17 protein-coding genes, 1 tRNA gene and 1 riboswitch are annotated in these 16,493 nt (G+C 71.9%); of the genes, 6 read left to right on the top strand and 12 right to left on the bottom strand.

What is annotated here, in order from left to right; all coding sequences use genetic code 11:
- Positions 1-69: 69 nt before the first annotated feature.
- Positions 70-1,389: an SGNH/GDSL hydrolase family protein gene (locus ACSLIC_RS17845; RefSeq protein WP_436738698.1), complete on the top strand. Its 1,320-nt coding sequence runs from the start codon at positions 70-72 to the stop codon at positions 1,387-1,389.
- A 13-nt stretch (positions 1,390-1,402) separates the two neighbouring features.
- Here the strand turns inward: ACSLIC_RS17845 and ACSLIC_RS17840 are convergent, their stop codons facing one another.
- From ACSLIC_RS17840 to ACSLIC_RS17825, 4 genes are all read right to left on the bottom strand, one after another.
- Positions 1,403-2,074, bottom strand: coding sequence for a DUF1707 SHOCT-like domain-containing protein (locus ACSLIC_RS17840; RefSeq protein WP_436738697.1), 672 nt, complete (start codon positions 2,072-2,074; stop codon positions 1,403-1,405).
- A gap of 111 nt (positions 2,075-2,185) precedes the next feature.
- A complete protein-coding gene (locus ACSLIC_RS17835) occupies positions 2,186-3,229 on the bottom strand; it encodes an ABC transporter ATP-binding protein (protein WP_436738696.1) in 1,044 nt (347 codons plus the stop codon).
- Positions 3,230-3,331: 102 nt separating this feature from the next.
- Positions 3,332-4,201 (bottom strand): ABC transporter permease, encoded by an 870-nt coding sequence (locus ACSLIC_RS17830; RefSeq protein WP_436738695.1) that lies wholly within the window; start codon positions 4,199-4,201, stop codon positions 3,332-3,334.
- Positions 4,194-5,015: an ABC transporter permease gene (locus ACSLIC_RS17825; RefSeq protein ID WP_436738694.1), complete on the bottom strand. Its 822-nt coding sequence runs from the start codon at positions 5,013-5,015 to the stop codon at positions 4,194-4,196. The genes ACSLIC_RS17830 and ACSLIC_RS17825 overlap by 8 nt, the downstream gene beginning before the upstream one ends.
- A gap of 223 nt (positions 5,016-5,238) precedes the next feature.
- Here ACSLIC_RS17825 and ACSLIC_RS17820 point away from each other — a divergent pair, with 223 nt between their 5' ends.
- Positions 5,239-7,599, top strand: coding sequence for a transglycosylase domain-containing protein (locus ACSLIC_RS17820; RefSeq protein WP_436738693.1), 2,361 nt, complete (start codon positions 5,239-5,241; stop codon positions 7,597-7,599).
- A gap of 67 nt (positions 7,600-7,666) precedes the next feature.
- On the opposite strand, the gene ACSLIC_RS17815 is transcribed toward ACSLIC_RS17820, so the two are convergent.
- The 3 genes from ACSLIC_RS17815 to ACSLIC_RS17805 all read right to left on the bottom strand — a co-directional run bounded on the left by ACSLIC_RS17815 (position 7,667) and on the right by ACSLIC_RS17805 (position 8,920).
- A complete protein-coding gene (locus tag ACSLIC_RS17815; protein ID WP_436738692.1) occupies positions 7,667-7,987 on the bottom strand; it encodes a DMT family transporter in 321 nt (106 codons plus the stop codon).
- Positions 7,988-8,020: 33 nt separating this feature from the next.
- Positions 8,021-8,093: riboswitch (guanidine-III (ykkC-III) riboswitch) on the bottom strand.
- Positions 8,094-8,149: 56 nt separating this feature from the next.
- A complete protein-coding gene (locus tag ACSLIC_RS17810) occupies positions 8,150-8,491 on the bottom strand; it encodes a GroES family chaperonin (RefSeq protein ID WP_003950575.1) in 342 nt (113 codons plus the stop codon).
- Between the two features lie 75 nt (positions 8,492-8,566).
- On the bottom strand, positions 8,567-8,920 hold the full coding sequence (locus tag ACSLIC_RS17805; RefSeq protein ID WP_436738691.1) for a DUF3618 domain-containing protein: 354 nt from the start codon (positions 8,918-8,920) through the stop codon (positions 8,567-8,569).
- Between the two features lie 147 nt (positions 8,921-9,067).
- Here ACSLIC_RS17805 and bcp point away from each other — a divergent pair, with 147 nt between their 5' ends.
- From bcp to ACSLIC_RS17790, 3 genes are all read left to right on the top strand, one after another.
- On the top strand, positions 9,068-9,535 hold the full coding sequence (bcp, locus tag ACSLIC_RS17800; protein WP_436738690.1) for a thioredoxin-dependent thiol peroxidase: 468 nt from the start codon (positions 9,068-9,070) through the stop codon (positions 9,533-9,535).
- Between the two features lie 172 nt (positions 9,536-9,707).
- Positions 9,708-11,207 (top strand): glycine betaine/L-proline transporter ProP, encoded by a 1,500-nt coding sequence (gene proP, locus ACSLIC_RS17795; RefSeq protein ID WP_436738689.1) that lies wholly within the window; start codon positions 9,708-9,710, stop codon positions 11,205-11,207.
- Positions 11,208-11,249: 42 nt separating this feature from the next.
- Positions 11,250-11,332, top strand: a tRNA-Leu gene (locus tag ACSLIC_RS17790).
- A 140-nt stretch (positions 11,333-11,472) separates the two neighbouring features.
- Here the strand turns inward: ACSLIC_RS17790 and rdgB are convergent.
- The 4 genes from rdgB to ACSLIC_RS17770 form a co-directional block, all read right to left on the bottom strand.
- A complete protein-coding gene (gene rdgB, locus ACSLIC_RS17785) occupies positions 11,473-12,075 on the bottom strand; it encodes an RdgB/HAM1 family non-canonical purine NTP pyrophosphatase (protein ID WP_436738688.1) in 603 nt (200 codons plus the stop codon).
- Between the two features lie 322 nt (positions 12,076-12,397).
- Complete coding sequence (locus tag ACSLIC_RS17780) at positions 12,398-12,781, bottom strand: hypothetical protein (protein ID WP_436738687.1); 384 nt, start codon at positions 12,779-12,781, stop codon at positions 12,398-12,400.
- A gap of 132 nt (positions 12,782-12,913) precedes the next feature.
- Complete coding sequence (rph, locus tag ACSLIC_RS17775) at positions 12,914-13,639, bottom strand: ribonuclease PH (protein ID WP_436738686.1); 726 nt, start codon at positions 13,637-13,639, stop codon at positions 12,914-12,916.
- A 112-nt stretch (positions 13,640-13,751) separates the two neighbouring features.
- Entirely contained in the window at positions 13,752-13,985 is a 234-nt protein-coding gene (locus ACSLIC_RS17770; protein ID WP_436738685.1) for a glucose PTS transporter subunit EIIB, read from the bottom strand.
- A gap of 165 nt (positions 13,986-14,150) precedes the next feature.
- On the opposite strand from ACSLIC_RS17770, the gene ACSLIC_RS17765 reads away from it, so the two are divergent.
- A complete protein-coding gene (locus tag ACSLIC_RS17765; RefSeq protein ID WP_436738684.1) occupies positions 14,151-15,437 on the top strand; it encodes a PTS transporter subunit EIIC in 1,287 nt (428 codons plus the stop codon).
- A gap of 57 nt (positions 15,438-15,494) precedes the next feature.
- Here ACSLIC_RS17765 and ACSLIC_RS17760 read toward each other — a convergent pair whose 3' ends face one another.
- Complete coding sequence (locus ACSLIC_RS17760; RefSeq protein WP_436738683.1) at positions 15,495-16,244, bottom strand: MBL fold metallo-hydrolase; 750 nt, start codon at positions 16,242-16,244, stop codon at positions 15,495-15,497.
- Positions 16,245-16,493: the final 249 nt, after the last annotated feature.

Genomic DNA, 16,493 nt, shown 5'->3' with positions numbered 1-16,493 from the left:
CGCCATGACGCATCATGGAAGATCCACCCGGAGCCCCGGCGCTCCCCCGGCCCGAGGAGTAACAGGCGCATGACCAAGCGTCACGGTTATGCCTTGCTCGCCGCCCTCGCGGCGATCGTCGTCCTGGTATCGGCCGCCATCCACCTGGGCGTGACCGGGACCGGCGCCCGCGACGAGTCGGCGGACCAGGGCGCCCGCACCCCGCGCAGCTCGGCGGCTCCGGCCTCGTCGGGCAGCTGGGTCGCGGCGTGGTCGGCCTCCCCGGTCGGCGGTGAGCCGGGCACCGAACTGCGCGGCTACGCCGGGCAGTCGATCCGTAACGTGGTGCACACCCACACCGGCGGCACCAGCGCCCGGGTCACCCTCTCCAACCTCTACGGGCAGCAGCCGCTCAACCTCACCCGCGCCTCGATCGCGCTGACCGCCGCCCCCAACAACCCCTCGGCAGCCCCGGGAACGCTCCGCGCCCTGACCTTCGACGGCCGCAGCGACGTCGTCATACCCCCGGGCGAGCAGCGGGTCAGCGACGCGGTGCGCATCCGCGTCCCCGACGGCTCGGACCTGCTGATCACGACGTTCAGCCCCACGCCTTCGGGCCCGGTCACCTACCACCCGCACGCCCGGCAGATCAGTTACGTGGCGCGCGGCGAGCGGACCGACGAGGAGTCGGGGGCGGCGTACACGCAGCAGAGCCCGTTCTGGCGGTACGTGACGGCGGTGGACGTCCACAGCAACGAGTCGCAGGGCGCCGTGGTCGTCCTCGGCGACTCGCTGACCGACGGCATCACCTCGACCATGGGCGCCAACCGCCGCTGGACCGACGTCCTGGCGCAGCGGATGCGCGACGAGCCGGGCAACCTCGACCTGAGCGTGGTCAACCAGGGCATCAGCGGCAACCGGCTGCTCTCGGACGGCCTGGGCCGTCCGGCCGGCAATCCGAGCGGCCTCAACCGGTTCGAGCGGGACGCGCTCTCCCGGTCGGGGGTGCGCGGGGTCGTGGTCGCCCTCGGCATCAACGACATCCTGCGCAACCCGAACGACAACTCCGCCGCCGACATCGCCGACGGCCTGCGCGACCTGACCCGCCAGGCCCACCGGCGGGGCCTGAGGGTCACCGGCGCGACGCTCATGCCGTTCGGCGGGCACCGCGGGTGGACGCCGGAGAAGGAGCAGATGCGCCAGGAGGTCAACGCCGCGATCCGGGCCGGCGAGGTCTTCGACCACTACGTCGACTTCGACAAGGCCGTCCGCGACCCGTACGACGCCCAGAAGCTGCGCCCGGCATACGACTCCGGGGACCACCTGCACCCGAGCGACGCGGGCTTCCGCAGGATGGGCGAGTCCTTCGACCTGACGCTGCTGCGCAAGACGGCCCCGGCGCAGCTCTGAGCGGGGGCGGGACTCAGCCCAGTTCCTTGCGGTCCCCCGACTCGTCCCGGCGGCGCTCCTCCTCCAGGCGCTGCTGGGCGCGGGTCGGCTTGCGTTCGGTGCCGACGCCACCCCAGAAGGCGAAGCCGCGGACGATGACACGCGGGGCGTCAGGGTCGGGGGCGTCGTCACCGGCCGGGCGCCCGAAGCCGCCCATGATGCCGATGCCGCGCACCTCGACGTGGACGCCGGGCGGGACGACGATGTTGACGCCGCCCATCACCGTCCAGCAGTCGATGACCGTCTCGCGGGACTCGAAGCGGGCCTCGCGCAGGTCGAGCTGACCGCCGCCCCAGAAGGCGATGGCCTTGAAACGGGCGGGCACGGTCCAGCGGCCGGTGTGCTGGAAGCCGGAGAGCACGCCGATGCCCCAGCGGCTCTCGCCGGTGCCGCCGATACGGGCCGGCCAGTTCTCCCGGCCGGGCCCTGCGGTGGCGCGGGCGGCGGGCACGCCGGTCCCGGTGGCGGGCAGGTCGCGGGTGAGAGGTTCCAGTTCGGCGTAGGTGCGGGCCCGGTAGACGGCATCCAGCCGCTGCCCGAACTCGTCCATGTCCAGGCGGCCTTCGGCCATGGCGTCGCGAAGTCGTTCCGCGACCTTCTCCCGGTCGGCGTCGGAGGCGCGCAGTTCGGGCAGCTCTTCACTCATACGGTCAGCCTATGAGGCGCGGGCCCCGGGGGGACAGGGCCGGCGGGCGGACCGCAACGATCCCGTCACCGGGCGGGACCGGTCGCCGGCTCCTCCCTGCGAGCCTGGCCCTCACCCCACCGAACGCCCCGCGTACATCAGCGCGATGACGTCCTCGATGTCGGGTTCCCGTACCGAGAGGTCGAGCAGTGGCCAGCCGGCGGCGATCTCCGCGACGATCGGGGCGGCCGGGCGGCCGGCGGGGAAGGCGAGCCACTGGCGCGGCCCCTCGACCCTGACGGTGCGGGCGGACTCCAGGGAGATGGGTGCCAGTTCGGTGGCGAGGTCGACGACCAGGGTGCGTTCCACCTCGGCGATCCGGTGCAGCCCGGCCACGGCGCCGTCGTACATGAGGCGGCCGTGGTCGATGACCATCACTCGGCGGCAGAGCTGCTCGATGTCGGTGAGGTCGTGGGTGGTGAGCAGGACGGTGGTGCCGCGTTCGGCGTTCAGGTCGGCGAGGAACCGCCGCACGTTGGCCTTGGAGACGACGTCGAGGCCGATGGTCGGCTCGTCGAGGTACAGCACCTCGGGGTCGTGCAGGAGGGCGGCCGCGATGTCGCCGCGCATCCGCTGGCCGAGGGAGAGCTGGCGTACGGGGACGTCCAGCAGGTCGCCGAGGCCGAGGAGTTCGACGCACCGGTCGAGGTTCTCCCGGTAACGGGCGTCGGGGATGCGGTACATGCGGTGGATGAGCTGGTAGGAGTCGAGCAGCGGCAGGTCCCACCACAGGGTGGTGCGCTGGCCGAAGACGACGCCGATGCGGCGGGCGAGCCGGGCCCGGTCGCGGGCGGGTTCGACGCCGGCGACGCGCAGGGTGCCGCCGCTCGGGGTGAGGATGCCGGTGAGCATCTTGATGGTGGTGGACTTGCCCGCGCCGTTGGGTCCGACGAAGCCGACCACCTCGCCGCGCGCCACCGAGAAGGAGAGCCCGTCCACGGCTCTGACCTCCCGCTTCTCCCGCCGTAGGAGACCGGCGCGGCGGCGCACCTCGAAGGTCTTCTCGACTCCGTCGAGGTGGATCACCTCCTCGCCGTCGCGCGGCCCGGGCAGCACGGCGGGGCCCGCCTCCGTCCCGGCGTCCTCGTCGGCCGCCGGTCGCTCCGTCGCGTCCATCGCTGTTCTCTCTCCTGCCTCTGGGTGGGGTGGGGGTGGGCCGGTTCAGCTCCCGGTGGAGCGGTACGCCCGCAGCCCGAGCCGGGGTGGGGGTGGGCCGGTTCAGCTCCCGGTGGAGCGGTACGCCCGCAGCCCGAGCCGCCACAGCAGCCCCGCCGCCACGCAGCAGAGGGCGGCCACGAGCGGTGGGGCGAAGGCCGCCGGGGCCGGCAGGCCGAGCGGCAGGGGGCGGTCCAGGACGTACGACGCGGGCACCCAGTTGACGAAGGCCAGCGGCAGCACGAAGGTCACCGAGGCGACCAGTTCCCTGGTGAAGACGGTCGGCGGGTACTGGAGCAGGGTGGTGCCGCCGTAGGTGAAGGCGTTCTGCACCTCGGCCGCGTCCTGGGCGTAGAACTGGAAGACGGCCCCGGCGACGAAGAGCGCGCCGAACAGGGCGGCGCCGCTGACCAGCATCATCGGGACCATCAGCACCTTGGTCCAGCTCCAGTCGATCTCCAGCACCAGCAGCGCGTACGCGAGGACCAGGCCGCCCTGGGTGATGCGGCCCAGGCGGCGCAGGGCGAAGCGGTCGGCGGCGAGCTGGGCGAGGACGGGGACGGGGCGGACCAGCAGGGTGTCCAGGGAGCCGTCCCGGATGCGGCGGCCGAGCCGGTCCATGGAGCCGACGGTGAGGTGGGCGAGGCCGAAGGCGGTGGCGGAGGTGCCGTAGAGGAAGGCGACCTCGCCGAGGGTGAAGCCGCCGAGCCGGTCGACGTGCGTGAACATCAGCAGGATCGCCACGAAGTCGAGGCCGTTGGCGGCGATGGCGACGGTCAGCGCCAGGGCGAACGACGCCCGGTAGGTGAGGGTGGAGCGCACCCACATGGCGACGACGAGCCGGTACGCGCGCAGCCCCTCGGCGAGCGGGGCGCCGAAGCGGGCGTCGACGTCGGCGGGCGCGGGGCGCCGGGGCGCGACGGGGTCAGCCACCCTGGACCACCACCCGGCGGGTCGCGAGCTTCTGGAGGGCGCGTCCGGCGGCCAGCAGCGCCACCGCCCAGGCGAGCTGGAAGGCGTAGACGCCGAGCAGGCCGGTGCCGGTGTGGACGCCTAGCAGCACGTCGGCGGGGAGTTGGAGGATCGAGGACCAGGGCAGCACGCGGGCGACCTCGCCGAGCAGTCCGGGGAAGACGTTGAGCGGGAGCAGCATGCCGGAGAAGAACATCCCGACCAGCCAGGCGAGCTGGCCGACGCCCGCGCCGTCCAGCAGCCAGAAGGCGCTCAGCGCGACCAGGTAGCGGATGCCGAAGCTGACCAGGAGGCCGAGGGCGACCGCCGTGAAGAAGGCGGCCCAGGTGCCGGGGGAGGTGGGGAGCGCGAGGTCGAAGACGAGGGCGCCGAAGGCGAGCGGCAGGGCGCCGCGCGCGATCAGCTGGAAGCAGGCGCGGCCGGCGTCCTGGGCGAGCCACCAGAGCTGGAGGTCGACGGGGCGGTAGAGGTCGACGGCGATGTCACCCGAACGGATGCGTTCCATCAGCTCTTCCTCCGAGCCGCCGCCCATCGCGGCGACGGCCATGTGGAGGGACTGCCCGATCCACACGAAGGTCAGGGCCTGGGCCTGGTCGTAGCCGCCGAGGCCCGGGCGTTCGTGCCAGAGGGCGAGGTAGGTCTGGGCGAGGATGAGTCCGAAGACGGTGTTGGTGAAGATTCCGGCGAGGGTGGCCGCCCGGTAGGTGGCGTACCGCCGGAATCCCTTGGCGGCCACCGCCGCGTACAGCGCCGCCCCTGCTGGGCCGTGGGCCATCGTGCTGCTGCTCCGTTCCCCCGCGGCACACCCGCCGGACGGGTGATGTCCGCCTTCTGTGTGATCGGCGCCGCTTTGGCACCAAAGGGCAGGAGCTTAGGCGTCGACCGCTACCCGCCGCCACGGGTTTTCGTTGTGCGGGCGCGTGCCGGTCGGCGCGGCGGAACGCATGATGCGAAAGTGACGTAACGGGCGTACCGGGCAATTCGGGAATCGGGGAGTCATGAGCGAGGAGCGGCAGCAGCCGGACGGCACGGGCGAGGAGCACGAGCGCTGGCCCGGATGGGAGGAGCGCGACCCTGAGCCGGGCGGGAGGCGCAAGCGCGGCATCCGCCGGTTCCTGCCGGGCTGGCGGCTGGTGCTGGGCTCGTTCCTCGCCCTGGTGGTGCTGGTCTGCGGCGGCTTCCTCGTCGGCTACCTGCTGGTGGACATCCCCGCCGCCAACGCCTCCGCCACCCAGCAGTCCAACGTCTACCTGTACGCCGACGGCACCCAGCTCGCCAGCGACGGCGACATCAACCGCGAGAACATCGCCCTCTCCGACCTCCCCGAGCCGGTACGGCACGCGGTCCTCGCCGCCGAGGACCGCGACTTCTACACCGGCTCCGCCGTCGACCCGCAGGCGATGATCCGCGGCGCCTGGAAGACCCTCACCGGCAAGGGCAAGCAGTCCGGCTCCACCATCACCCAGCAGTACGTGAAGAACTACTACCTGGACCAGGACCAGACGGTCACCCGCAAGGCCAAGGAGTTCTTCATCGCGATCAAGCTGGACCGCGAGACCTCCAAGGACGAGATCCTGGAGGGGTACCTCAACACCAGCTACTTCGGCCGCAACGCCTACGGCATCCAGGCCGCCGCCCAGGCGTACTACGGCATCGGCGCCGACGACCTGAACACCGCCCAGGGCGCCTACCTCGCCTCGCTCCTCAACGCCCCCAGCGCCTACGACGTCATCGCCCAGCCCGCCAACCGCTCCCGCGCCGAAGCCCGCTGGAACTACGTACTGGACGGCATGGTCAAGGAGAACTGGCTCTCCGGGGCAGAGCGCGCCCGCCTCTCCTTCCCCACCCCCGACGAGCAGCACCTCCCGCGCGGGCTCTCCGGCCAGCGCGGCTACCTGGTGCAGGCGGTGGACGCGTACCTGGTGGCCAACGGCGTCGTCACCGAGGCGGCGCTCGCCAAGGGCGGCCACCGGATCACCACCACCCTGGTCAAGGACCACCAGGACGCGCTGGTGAAGGCGGTCGACGACCGGCTCGTCTCCAAGCTCGACAAGAAGAAGCGCAAGGCCGACCGGAACGTCCGCGCAGGCGGCGTCGCCATCGACCCGGACACCGGCAAGGTCCTCGCCATGTACGGCGGCTTCGACTACACGAAGCAGTACGTCAACAACGCGACCCGCCGCGACTACCAGGTCGGCTCCACCTTCAAGCCGTTCGTCCTCACCGCCGCCCTCCAGCACAGGGCCCGCACCCAGGACGGCCGCACCATCAACCCCAACGCCCGCTACGACGGCACCAACAAGCGCCGCGTGCAGGGGTGGTCCGGCGGACCGTACGAGCCGGAGAACGAGGACGAGCGGGACTACGGCGACATCACCCTGAAGGTCGCCACCGACCGCTCCGTCAACGCGGTCTACGCCCAGCTCGCCGTCGACGTCGGCCCCCAGAAGGTCAAGGACACCGCCGTCGCACTGGGGCTGCCGAAGGGGACCCCGGACCTCCAGCCGTACCCCTCGATCGCGCTGGGCACCGCCACCGCCAGTGTCCTGGACATGGCCGAGGCGTACGCGACCCTCGCCGACCACGGCCGCCACCGCGACCACCGGCTGGTCCAGGAGATCAGCCACCTCGGCGAGAAGCTGGAGCTGCCGAAGGAGCGGGTCCAGGGCGCGGTGACCCGGCGCGCCGCCGACACCACCACCGAGGTGCTGCGCAGCGTGGTGCGCGGCGGCACCGGCATGGCGGCCCGCGAGGCCGGGCGCCCGGCGGCCGGCAAGACCGGTACGGCGGAGGAGGACACGGCCGCCTGGTTCGCCGGGTACACCCCGGACCTGACCACGGTGATCGCGGTGATGGGCCAGGACCCGAAGTCCGGCGCCCACACCCCGCTCTACGGCGCCCTGGGCCTGCCCCGCGTCAACGGCGGCGGGCCCCCGGCCGAGATCTGGGCCCAGTTCACCCGGGCCGCGCTGGCCGGGCAGCCGGTGCGCGACTTCGACCTCGAAGCGGACCGCTCGGCGGAGGACTCCCCCACCGCCTCCCCGAGCGAGACGGCCGCCGCCTCCCGCGAACCCGGCGACCCGGACGGCGACGCCTCCAGCGAGCCGGGCGACGGCGGCTCCTCGACCCGCGACCCGGACGGCGGCTCCCCGAGCGCCCCGGGCGGCACCGACGCTCCCCCGGGCACCGGGGAGGACCCGGGCCGCAACGGCGACTCACCCCCGCCGGGCGCCCCGGCCCCCGCTCCCCCGGCCCCGCCCCGCGCCCCGGACGAACCCCCGGCCCCGCCCCGCGCCCCGGACGAACCTCCGGGCCCGCCCGCCCCGCCGAGCGGACTGGAGGCGCCGGAACCGGGCTGACACCGGCACGCGTACGAGAAGGGCCCCGCCTGTCCGGCGGGGCCCTTCTCGTACGTATGGACAGGCCCTAGTGGCCGGAGGTCAGCTTGAGCCCGACCACGGCGACGATCAGCAGGCAGACGAAGAAGATGCGGGCGGCGGTCGCCGGTTCGCCGAGGACCAGCATGCCGAGGACGGCGGCGCCCGCGGCGCCGATGCCGACCCAGACGCCGTAGGCGGTGCCGATCGGCAGGGTCCTGGCGGCCTGGGCGAGCAGCAGCATGCTGGCGACGATTCCGGCGGCGGTGAAGACACTCGGCCAGAGCCGGGTGAATCCCTCGGTGTACTTCATCCCGACCGACCAGCCGACTTCGAGCAGGCCGGCGACGAGCAGCAGAATCCAGGCCACGGGGGCACCTCCGGAAAACGCGGGATCAACGGGGGTGCGTCGTCTTTGCCTCAACCCGGTACGGCGCGTCTCGTCGGGGTGTCTCCACGGTAGCAAGAGGCGGGCCCGGCTGCCGGTGACCTCGATCACCGGCAGCCGGGCCCGAAGCCCCGCGCTCGCGTCCTACAGGTAGAGCCCCGTGGCGTCCTCCGACCCCTCGAAGCGGTCGGCGGCGACCGCGTGCAGGTCACGCTCGCGCATCAGGACGTACGCGACGCCGCGCACCTCGACCTCGGCGCGGTCCTCGGGGTCGTACAGCACCCGGTCCCCGGGCTCGACCGCGCGGACGTTCTGCCCGACGGCGACCACCTCGGCCCAGCCCAGGCGGCGGCCGACCGCGGCCGTGGCGGGGATGACGATGCCGCCGGTCGAGCGCCGCTCCCCCTCGGGGATGTCGGTGCGGACCAGGACGCGGTCGTGCAGCATGCGAATGGGCAACTTGTCGTGCCGGCTGTTCTCACTCACGCCACGAACCTACCTGGCGCCCGCTCCCCCGTACGGAGAAGGGTCCAGCCCGCCCACGAGGGCCCGTACGGTGCCCTACTTGCCGGAGTCCCGGCGGGAGGAGACCACCAGCAGGCCGACGACCCCGGCCGCGACCAGCGCCACCGGAATCACCCGCTCCGGGCGCACGGAGCCGTCCTCGCGGACGAACTCGGCGCGCACCTGCGAGAAGGCGCGGTGCACCCCCACGTAGGCCCGGCCGAGGGTCGCGTCGACCCGCGAGGCCACCTGGGCCTTCGCGTCGCCGGCGATGGTCTTGGGGTGCACCCGCACCCCGATCTCGTCGAGGGTCTCGGCGAGCGTGTCACGCCGCCGCTTGATGTCCGCCTCGATCTGCGCAGGGGTCCTGGCATCCGACACCGCGCTGCCTCCGTCGTCGTCCGTACCCATGGGTCCCCGGGTACCCGGGGAAACCCGGACCATCCCGTGAGCCGTCTCTGTCCGTCGACAGTCTGTCAGCTCTGGCCTGATCCCACCCCACGGCACCCCTATTAGGCTCAACCCGAACCAGAACCGCGCACCGCGAGGAGACCGACCATGAGCGAGCGACTCAAGCCGGGCGACACCGCCCCCGCCTTCACCCTGCCCGACGCCGACGGCAACGAGGTCTCCCTCGCCTCCCACAAGGGCCGCAAGGTCATCGTCTACTTCTACCCGGCCGCCCTCACCCCCGGCTGCACCAAGCAGGCCTGCGACTTCACCGACAACCTGGACGCGCTGGCGAGCGCCGGGTACGACGTGATCGGCGTCTCCCCGGACAAGCCGGAGAAGCTCGCGAAGTTCCGCGAGAAGGAGGACCTGAAGGTCACGCTGGTCGGCGATCCGTCCAAGGAGACGCTGGCCGCGTACGGCGCCTTCGGCGAGAAGAAGCTCTACGGCAAAACGGTGACGGGCGTGATCCGCTCCACGATCGTGGTCGGCGAGGACGGCACCGTCGAGCACGCCTTCTACAACGTCAAGGCCACCGGGCACGTCGCCAAGATCATGCGGGACCTGGGCGTCTGAACCCCACGGGCGTCTCCCTCTCCTCGCGGCCCCGCCGCGTCAGCCACTCGGACGCGACGGGGTCGCGCGGGTTCTGCGAGCGGGGCCACACTTCTACGGCGTGGCGGTTTGCGGGTGCGATGCGCGCGCAGAAGCAGTCCCTGCAACCACCGCCGAGGGAAAGGGAGCAGCCATGGCCGACAGCGGCCCGCAGGCCGGGGACGACCCGGAGGCGGTCAAACGGCACCCCCGCCTCTTCCGTGCCGTCCATCAGCGCAGGAACCCCCGGCTGCGGCGCAGTGACATCACCGTCACCGACGAGCGGGCCGTCAAGCGCGCGGTGAAGGCCGCCTCGCTCGGCAACGCCATGGAGTGGTTCGACTTCGGGATCTACTCCTACCTCGCGGTCACCATCGGCCACGTGTTCTTCCCGTCCGAGAACGACACGGCGCAGCTGCTCTCCTCGTTCGCCACCTTCGCCGTGGCCTTCCTGGTGCGACCGCTGGGCGGCATGTTCTTCGGCCCGATGGGCGACCGGCTGGGCCGCAAGAAGGTCCTGGCGCTGACGATGGTCCTGATGGCGCTGGGCACCTTCTGCATCGGCCTGATCCCCTCGTACGACTCGATCGGCTTCTGGGCGCCGCTGCTGCTGATCCTCTTCCGGCTGGTGCAGGGATTCTCGACCGGCGGGGAGTACGGCGGCGCCTCGACCTTCATCGCCGAGTACGCGCCCGACAAGCGGCGCGGATTCTTCGGCAGCTTCCTGGAGCTGGGCACCCTGCTCGGCTACACGGGCGCAGCGGGCCTGGTCACCGGGCTCTACGCGGTGCTGGACGACGGGGCGATGGAGAGCTGGGGGTGGCGCATCCCGTTCCTGGTCGCGGGCCCCCTCGGCTTCGTCGGCATCTACCTGCGGCTCAAGCTGGACGAGACCCCGGCCTTCCAGAAGCTGGAGGACGGCACCGCCGCGCACGCCACCGAGGCCGCGGACGGCGTGGAGACCACCCACAAGGGCGACCTGGCGAAGATCTTCCGCCGCTACTGGCCCTCGCTGATCCTCTGCGTCTGCCTGGTCGGCGCGTACAACATCACCGACTACATGCTGCTGTCGTACATGCCGACGTACCTCTCCGACGAGATGGGCTACGACGAGAGCCACGGGCTGCTCATCCTGATCGGCGTGATGGTGCTGCTGATGCTGATCATGAACCAGGTGGGCAGGCTCAGCGACCACTTCGGGCGCAAGCCGCTGCTGATGGCCGGCATGATCAGCTTCTTCTTCCTCTCCATCCCGTCGTTCCTGCTGGTCAAGCAGGGCAGCCTGATCGCCGTCTCGGGCGGCATGCTCATGCTCGGCCTCTCCCTGGTCTGCCTGCTCGGCACCATGTCGGCGGCGCTCCCCGCGCTCTTCCCGACGCCGGTGCGGTACGGCTCCCTCTCGGTCGGCTACAACCTCTCCGCCTCGCTCTTCGGCGGCACCACCCCGCTGGTCATCACCGGACTGATCGGGATCACCGGGGACGACATGATGCCCGCCTACTACGCGATGGCGGCGGCGCTGGTCGGGATCATCGCGGTCGCCTGCATGAAGGAGACGGCGCACCGGCCGCTCGCCGGGTCGCCGCCCTCGGTGGCGACCGAGGAGGAGGCGCAGGAGATCCTGGACGCGCAGTCGCCCGATCCCAAGTTCTAGCCCTGTCTCAGGCCCGGGGCTGCCGGTAGGATGGCGCTGCTCGCGGCCGTGTCGGAACTGGCAGACGAGCTGGGTTTAGGTCCCAGTGGGCATTGCCCGTGAGGGTTCGAGTCCCTCCGGCCGCACAACCCGGGCCACCTTGTGGTGGTCCGGGTTTTTCCTTTCCCGCCTGTCCTTCGGGCCGGCCGAAAGGGGTGGCCTCAAGCGCCGGCCGGGGTGGGGGTTGGCCGGGGTGGGGGTGGTTCGGTCAGTTGGCGCGGGGGTGTCAGGTGAGGAGTTCTCGGACGACCGGGGCCAGGGCGCGGAAAGCCTTGCCGCGGTGGCTGATGGCGTTCTTTTCGGCGGGGGTGAGTTCGGCGCAGGTGCGGGTTTCGCCGTCGGGCTGGAGGATCGGGTCGTAGCCGAAGCCGTTGGCGCCTGCGGGCGCGTGGCGGAGGGTGCCGGTGAGGCGGCCCTCGACGACGCGCTCGGTGCCGTCGGGGAGCGCCAGGGCGGCGGCGCAGGCGAAGTGGGCGGCGCGGTGCGGGTCGGCGATGTCGGCGAGCTGGGCGAGGAGCAGGTCGAGGTTGGCCTGGTCGTCGCCGTGCCGGCCGGACCAGCGGGCGGAGAAGATGCCGGGGGCTCCGCCCAGCACCTCGACGCAGAGGCCGGAGTCGTCGGCGACCGCGGGCAGGCCCGTCGCCTGTGCCAGGGCGTGTGCCTTGAGCAGGGCGTTCTCGGCGAAGGTGACGCCGGTCTCCTTGACGTCGGGGATCTGCGGGTAGGCGTCGGCGCCGACGAGTTCATGGGTGAGGCCGGCGTCGGCGAGGATCGCGCGCAGCTCGGTGATCTTTCCGGTGTTCCGGGTGGCGAGAATCAGGCGGGTCATGCCCTCAGTATCGGACACGGTCCGTGGGCCGCTTCAGGCGCCGGCCGCGGAGGGGGCGCCAGGTGAACAGACGTCAGCGCCAGCCCCCAGCCACGCCGCTACTGCCGCCCGGCCACCACTTGAACCACCCTCGAAGCCCGGCCTCCACCCAAGGCCCCTCGAAGCCCGGCCGGCGCTTGAGGCCGACTCTGACGGATGCAGGCATCCGAAGCCCAGCCCAGAACAGCCCGGCCGGCGCTTGAGGCCGTCTTTGACGGATGCGGGCATCCGAAGCCCAGCCCAGAACAGCCCGGCCGGCGCTTGAGGCCGACTCCCGCACCGGCTACGGCGTGCAGACCTTGGTCAGCTCGCCGGCCGCGTCCACGACCGGGCTGATGTCAGGGACCTCGTCGCCCTTCTCGATGGAGTCCCGCACATTCCCCACAGCCGTGTCGAGGTGCTCGACGGCCTTCTTGACGTCGGCGTCGCCGGTCTCCTTCTGAACGGCGTCGACGCTCTTGTCTATCCGGTCGAGCGCCTCGGCCGCCTGCCCGGGCTCCTCGGTCGCCCCGTCGAACGCCCGCTGGAGGTCGACGACGGACTCGGCTATCGCGTCGGCGGTGCGTACGCAGTCGGCCGCCTTCTCCAGCGCCCCGCATCCCAGCAGGAAGGGGACGAGCAGGGCGGCGCCGGTGGTCGCGGTGGCAAGGCGGCGGCTCGTGGGCATGGGGGTTCCTCTCCCGGGCGTGGACGCGGGACCGGCCGATGCCGGCCCGCACACCTAGGGGACGCCCGGGAGAGGGCTCCGGTTGCCCTGTGACTTGATCGTTTCTTTACCCGGCACCCGTGAGCGCGGGGCTCATTCCGCCAGCGCGGCGAGCTGCCCCTTCGTCAGGTCGGCGCAGCCGGCGGCGCCGAGGTCGAGCAGGGCGTTCAGCTCGTCGCGGTCGAAGGGGGCGCCCTCGGCGGTGCCCTGGACCTCGACGAAGCGCCCGTCGCCGGTGCAGACCACGTTCATGTCGGTCTCGGCGCGCACGTCCTCCTCGTAGCAGAGGTCCAGGAGCGGGGTGGAGCCGACGATACCGACGCTGACGGCGGCGACGCTGCCGGTCAGCGGCTTGCGGCCGGGCTTGATGATCTTCTTGCCCTGGGCCCAGGCGATGGCGTCGGCCAGCGCGACGTAGGCGCCGGTGATGGCGGCGGTGCGGGTGCCGCCGTCGGCCTGGAGGACGTCGCAGTCGAGGACGATCGTGTTCTCGCCGAGCGCCTTGTAGTCGATGACAGCGCGCAGCGAGCGGCCGATGAGGCGGGAGATCTCGTGGGTGCGGCCGCCGATCTTGCCGCGCACGGACTCACGGTCGCCGCGGGTGTTGGTGGCGCGCGGCAGCATCGAGTACTCGGCGGTGACCCATCCCTCGCCGCTGCCCTTGCGCCAGCGCGGGACGCCCTCCGTGAAGGAGGCGGTACAGAGGACCTTGGTGTCGCCGAAGGCGACCAGTACGGAGCCCTCCGCGTGCTTGCTCCAGCTGCGTTCGATGGTCAGGGGGCGAAGCTGGTCGGGCGTGCGGCCGTCGATGCGATCCATGGCGAGGAGCCTACGCGGTCACCGGCGGGCGGTGGTCCCCGGTGGCCGGCGCACGACGACGGGGCCGCCTCCGCACGAGGAGGGCGGCCCCCGGGCACGTACCGTTCCGCCCCTACATCATGTCCTCGATCTCGGCGGCGATCGGGTCGGCGTCGGTGCCGATGACGACCTGGACGGCGGTGCCCATCTTCACCACGCCGTGGGCGCCGGCGGCCTTGAGCGCGGCTTCGTCGACCTTCGACGTGTCGTGGACCTCGGTGCGCAGGCGGGTGATGCAGCCTTCGACCTCGTCGATGTTCTCGATGCCGCCGAGCCCGTCGACGATCTTCTCAGCCTTGCTGGCCATGGGTTCTCCCTCGGGGTGTACGGGCGCCGACCGGGCGCGACCGGTCCGGTTCGTCACGTTAGCGCACGGTTGGCCCAACTTCGCGGGCGGGCAAACCTGACGTCCCGAAGGATGGCGGTCACCAGCAGGCGACAGCGGGCCGGCCGGCCGCGCAGGAGGATGCCGATGAGCACGCCGAACGAGGCACTCCCCCGCAAGCGGTGGTGGAACAGCCTCTTCCAGGGCCTCCAGAAGATGGGGCGCAGCCTGCAGCTCCCGATCGCCGTCCTGCCGGCGGCGGGCATCCTCAACCGGCTCGGCCAGCCGGACGTCTTCGGCGACGAGGGGCTGGGCTGGTCGGGCGTCGCCAAGGTGATGGCGGGCGCGGGCGGTGGTCTGCTCGACCCGAACATCGGGCTGCCGCTGCTGTTCTGCGTGGGCGTGGCCATCGGCATGGCCAAGAAGTCCGACGGCTCGACCGCGCTGGCGGCGGTCGCGGGCTTCCTCGTCTACTACAACGTCCTCCAGCAGTTCCCGAAGGACTGCCCGGCCGACACCAAGGACGTACTGGCGGGGTGTCAGGCGGCCGACGGCTCGGTGGTGGCGTACGAGTTCCAGAACCCGGGAGTGTTCGGCGGCATCGTCATCGGCCTGCTGGCCGCCTACTTCTGGCAGCGGTTCCACCGGACCAGGCTGGTGGACTGGCTGGGCTTCTTCAACGGCCGCCGGCTGGTGCCGATCATCATGGCCTTCGTCGCCATCGCCTTCGCCGCGCTCTGCCTGTGGATCTGGCCGCCGATCGGCAGCGGCCTGGAGAGCTTCAGCGACTGGCTGATCGGGCTCGGCTCCTGGGGCGCGGGCATCTTCGGTGTCGCCAACCGGGCGCTGCTGGTGATCGGCCTGCACCAGTTCCTCAACGTGCCCATCTGGTTCCAGTTCGGCAGTTACACCACGCCGGACGGCCAGGTCGTGCACGGCGACATCACCCGGTTCCTGGCGGGCGACCCGACGGCCGGCCAGTTCACCTCGGGCTTCTTCCCGATCATGATGTTCGCCCTGCCGGCCGCCGCCCTCGCCATCGCCCACTCCGCCAAGCCGCACCGCCGCAAGGAGGTCGGCGGCCTGATGCTCTCGGTGGGCCTGACCTCCTTCGTCACCGGCATCACCGAGCCGCTGGAGTACTCGTTCCTCTTCATCGCCCCGGTCCTCTACGTCATCCACGCCCTGCTGACCGGGGTCTCGATGGCGGTGACCTGGGCGTTCGGCGTCCATGACGGCTTCAGCTTCTCGGCCGGCCTGATCGACTACGTCATCAACTGGGGCCTGGCGACCAAACCCTGGCTCATCATCCCGATCGGCCTCGCCTTCGCCGTCGTCTACTACGTGGTCTTCCGCGTCCTCATCACCAAGCTCGACCTGAAGACCCCGGGCAGGGAGGACGAGGAGGAGGTCGAGGACACGACGAAGGCGTGACCCCGTCGCTCCCGGTCGGGGAAGCCCGGCGCTCCGTGCGTGCGGACGTGTACTGGTTCAGACCGTGTACGTGACGCCGGCCTCGGCCAGTTCCGCGCGGCCGTCGTAGACCTCGCGGGCGTCGGTGAGGTTGGTGCGCGGGTCGGTCCACGGGGGGATGTGGGTGAGGAGCAGCCGGCCCACTCCGGCGCGCTGGGCGGACTCGCCCGCCTCGCGGCCGTTGAGGTGCAGGTCGGGGATGTTCTCCTTGCCGTGCGTGAAGGCCGCCTCGCAGAGGTAGAGGTCGGTGCCGGCCGCGAGGGCGTCGATCTCGGCGCAGGGCCCGGTGTCGCCGGAGTAGGTCAGCGACCGGCCGTCGTGCTCGACGCGGATCGCGTACGCCTCGACGGGGTGCGGGACGCGGACGGTGCGGATCTGGAAGGGGCCCAGCTCGAAGGCGCCGTCCGTGAGGGTGCGGAAGTCGAAGACCTCCGGCATGTGTTCGGCGGAGCTGTCGCCGTAGGCGGTGATGAGCCGCTGCTGGGTGCCCTCGGGGCCGTACACCGGCAGCGCGTCGCAGGGGCCGTCGCCGTGCCGGTAGTACCGGGCGACGAAGTAGGCGCACATGTCGATGCAGTGGTCGGCGTGGAGGTGGCTGAGGAAGACCGCGTCGAGGTCGTAGAGACCGGTGTGGCGCTGCAGCTCGCCCAGGGCGCCGTTGCCCATGTCGAGGAGCAGCTGGAAGCCGTCGGCCTCGACGAGGTAGCTCGAACACGCCGATTCCGCGGACGGAAACGACCCGGAGCAGCCGACGACGGTGAGCTTCATGGAGCTGGAACCTCCGCGCTGTCTGATACGGACGGGGGGCGTGCGGGTCCGTCGAGACTACGGGCCGAAGGGGGTGCCCGGTCCCGCGCGCCGGTCGGTTGTGGGGCAACTCACCTGGCGTGTCACCGGTTCGGAGTGCGGCGGGAGCGGGGGTCCGGGTGGTGTGCGGGCTCCTCCTGCCCGGGCGTGGCGCGGCGGCGGGAAGGGTGCGGGCACACGTACGGCCGGGCTCCACGCGGGAGCCCGGCC

It is taken from the genome of Streptomyces sp. BBFR102 (genome assembly GCF_051397025.1).
GTDB lineage: Bacteria > Actinomycetota > Actinomycetes > Streptomycetales > Streptomycetaceae > Streptomyces.
Note: the sequence above shows the minus strand (reverse complement) of the source record. Positions and strands in the feature narration are given on the sequence as shown.

What these genes read in the sequence shown, in the direction of transcription:
- ACSLIC_RS17780 (WP_436738687.1), bottom strand. Translation starts at nt 12,781, where the DNA reads ATGCCCACGAGCCGCCGCCTTGCCACCGCGACCACCGGCGCCGCCCTG.
- ACSLIC_RS17820 (WP_436738693.1), top strand. Translation starts at nt 5,239, where the DNA reads ATGAGCGAGGAGCGGCAGCAGCCGGACGGCACGGGCGAGGAGCACGAG.
- bcp (WP_436738690.1), top strand. Translation starts at nt 9,068, where the DNA reads ATGAGCGAGCGACTCAAGCCGGGCGACACCGCCCCCGCCTTCACCCTG.
- ACSLIC_RS17835 (WP_436738696.1), bottom strand. Translation starts at nt 3,229, where the DNA reads ATGGACGCGACGGAGCGACCGGCGGCCGACGAGGACGCCGGGACGGAG.
- ACSLIC_RS17765 (WP_436738684.1), top strand. Translation starts at nt 14,151, where the DNA reads ATGAGCACGCCGAACGAGGCACTCCCCCGCAAGCGGTGGTGGAACAGC.
- ACSLIC_RS17840 (WP_436738697.1), bottom strand. Translation starts at nt 2,074, where the DNA reads ATGAGTGAAGAGCTGCCCGAACTGCGCGCCTCCGACGCCGACCGGGAG.
- ACSLIC_RS17760 (WP_436738683.1), bottom strand. Translation starts at nt 16,244, where the DNA reads ATGAAGCTCACCGTCGTCGGCTGCTCCGGGTCGTTTCCGTCCGCGGAA.
- proP (WP_436738689.1), top strand. Translation starts at nt 9,708, where the DNA reads ATGGCCGACAGCGGCCCGCAGGCCGGGGACGACCCGGAGGCGGTCAAA.
- ACSLIC_RS17845 (WP_436738698.1), top strand. Translation starts at nt 70, where the DNA reads ATGACCAAGCGTCACGGTTATGCCTTGCTCGCCGCCCTCGCGGCGATC.
- ACSLIC_RS17825 (WP_436738694.1), bottom strand. Translation starts at nt 5,015, where the DNA reads ATGGCCCACGGCCCAGCAGGGGCGGCGCTGTACGCGGCGGTGGCCGCC.
- ACSLIC_RS17770 (WP_436738685.1), bottom strand. Translation starts at nt 13,985, where the DNA reads ATGGCCAGCAAGGCTGAGAAGATCGTCGACGGGCTCGGCGGCATCGAG.
- rph (WP_436738686.1), bottom strand. Translation starts at nt 13,639, where the DNA reads ATGGATCGCATCGACGGCCGCACGCCCGACCAGCTTCGCCCCCTGACC.
- rdgB (WP_436738688.1), bottom strand. Translation starts at nt 12,075, where the DNA reads ATGACCCGCCTGATTCTCGCCACCCGGAACACCGGAAAGATCACCGAG.
- ACSLIC_RS17805 (WP_436738691.1), bottom strand. Translation starts at nt 8,920, where the DNA reads ATGGGTACGGACGACGACGGAGGCAGCGCGGTGTCGGATGCCAGGACC.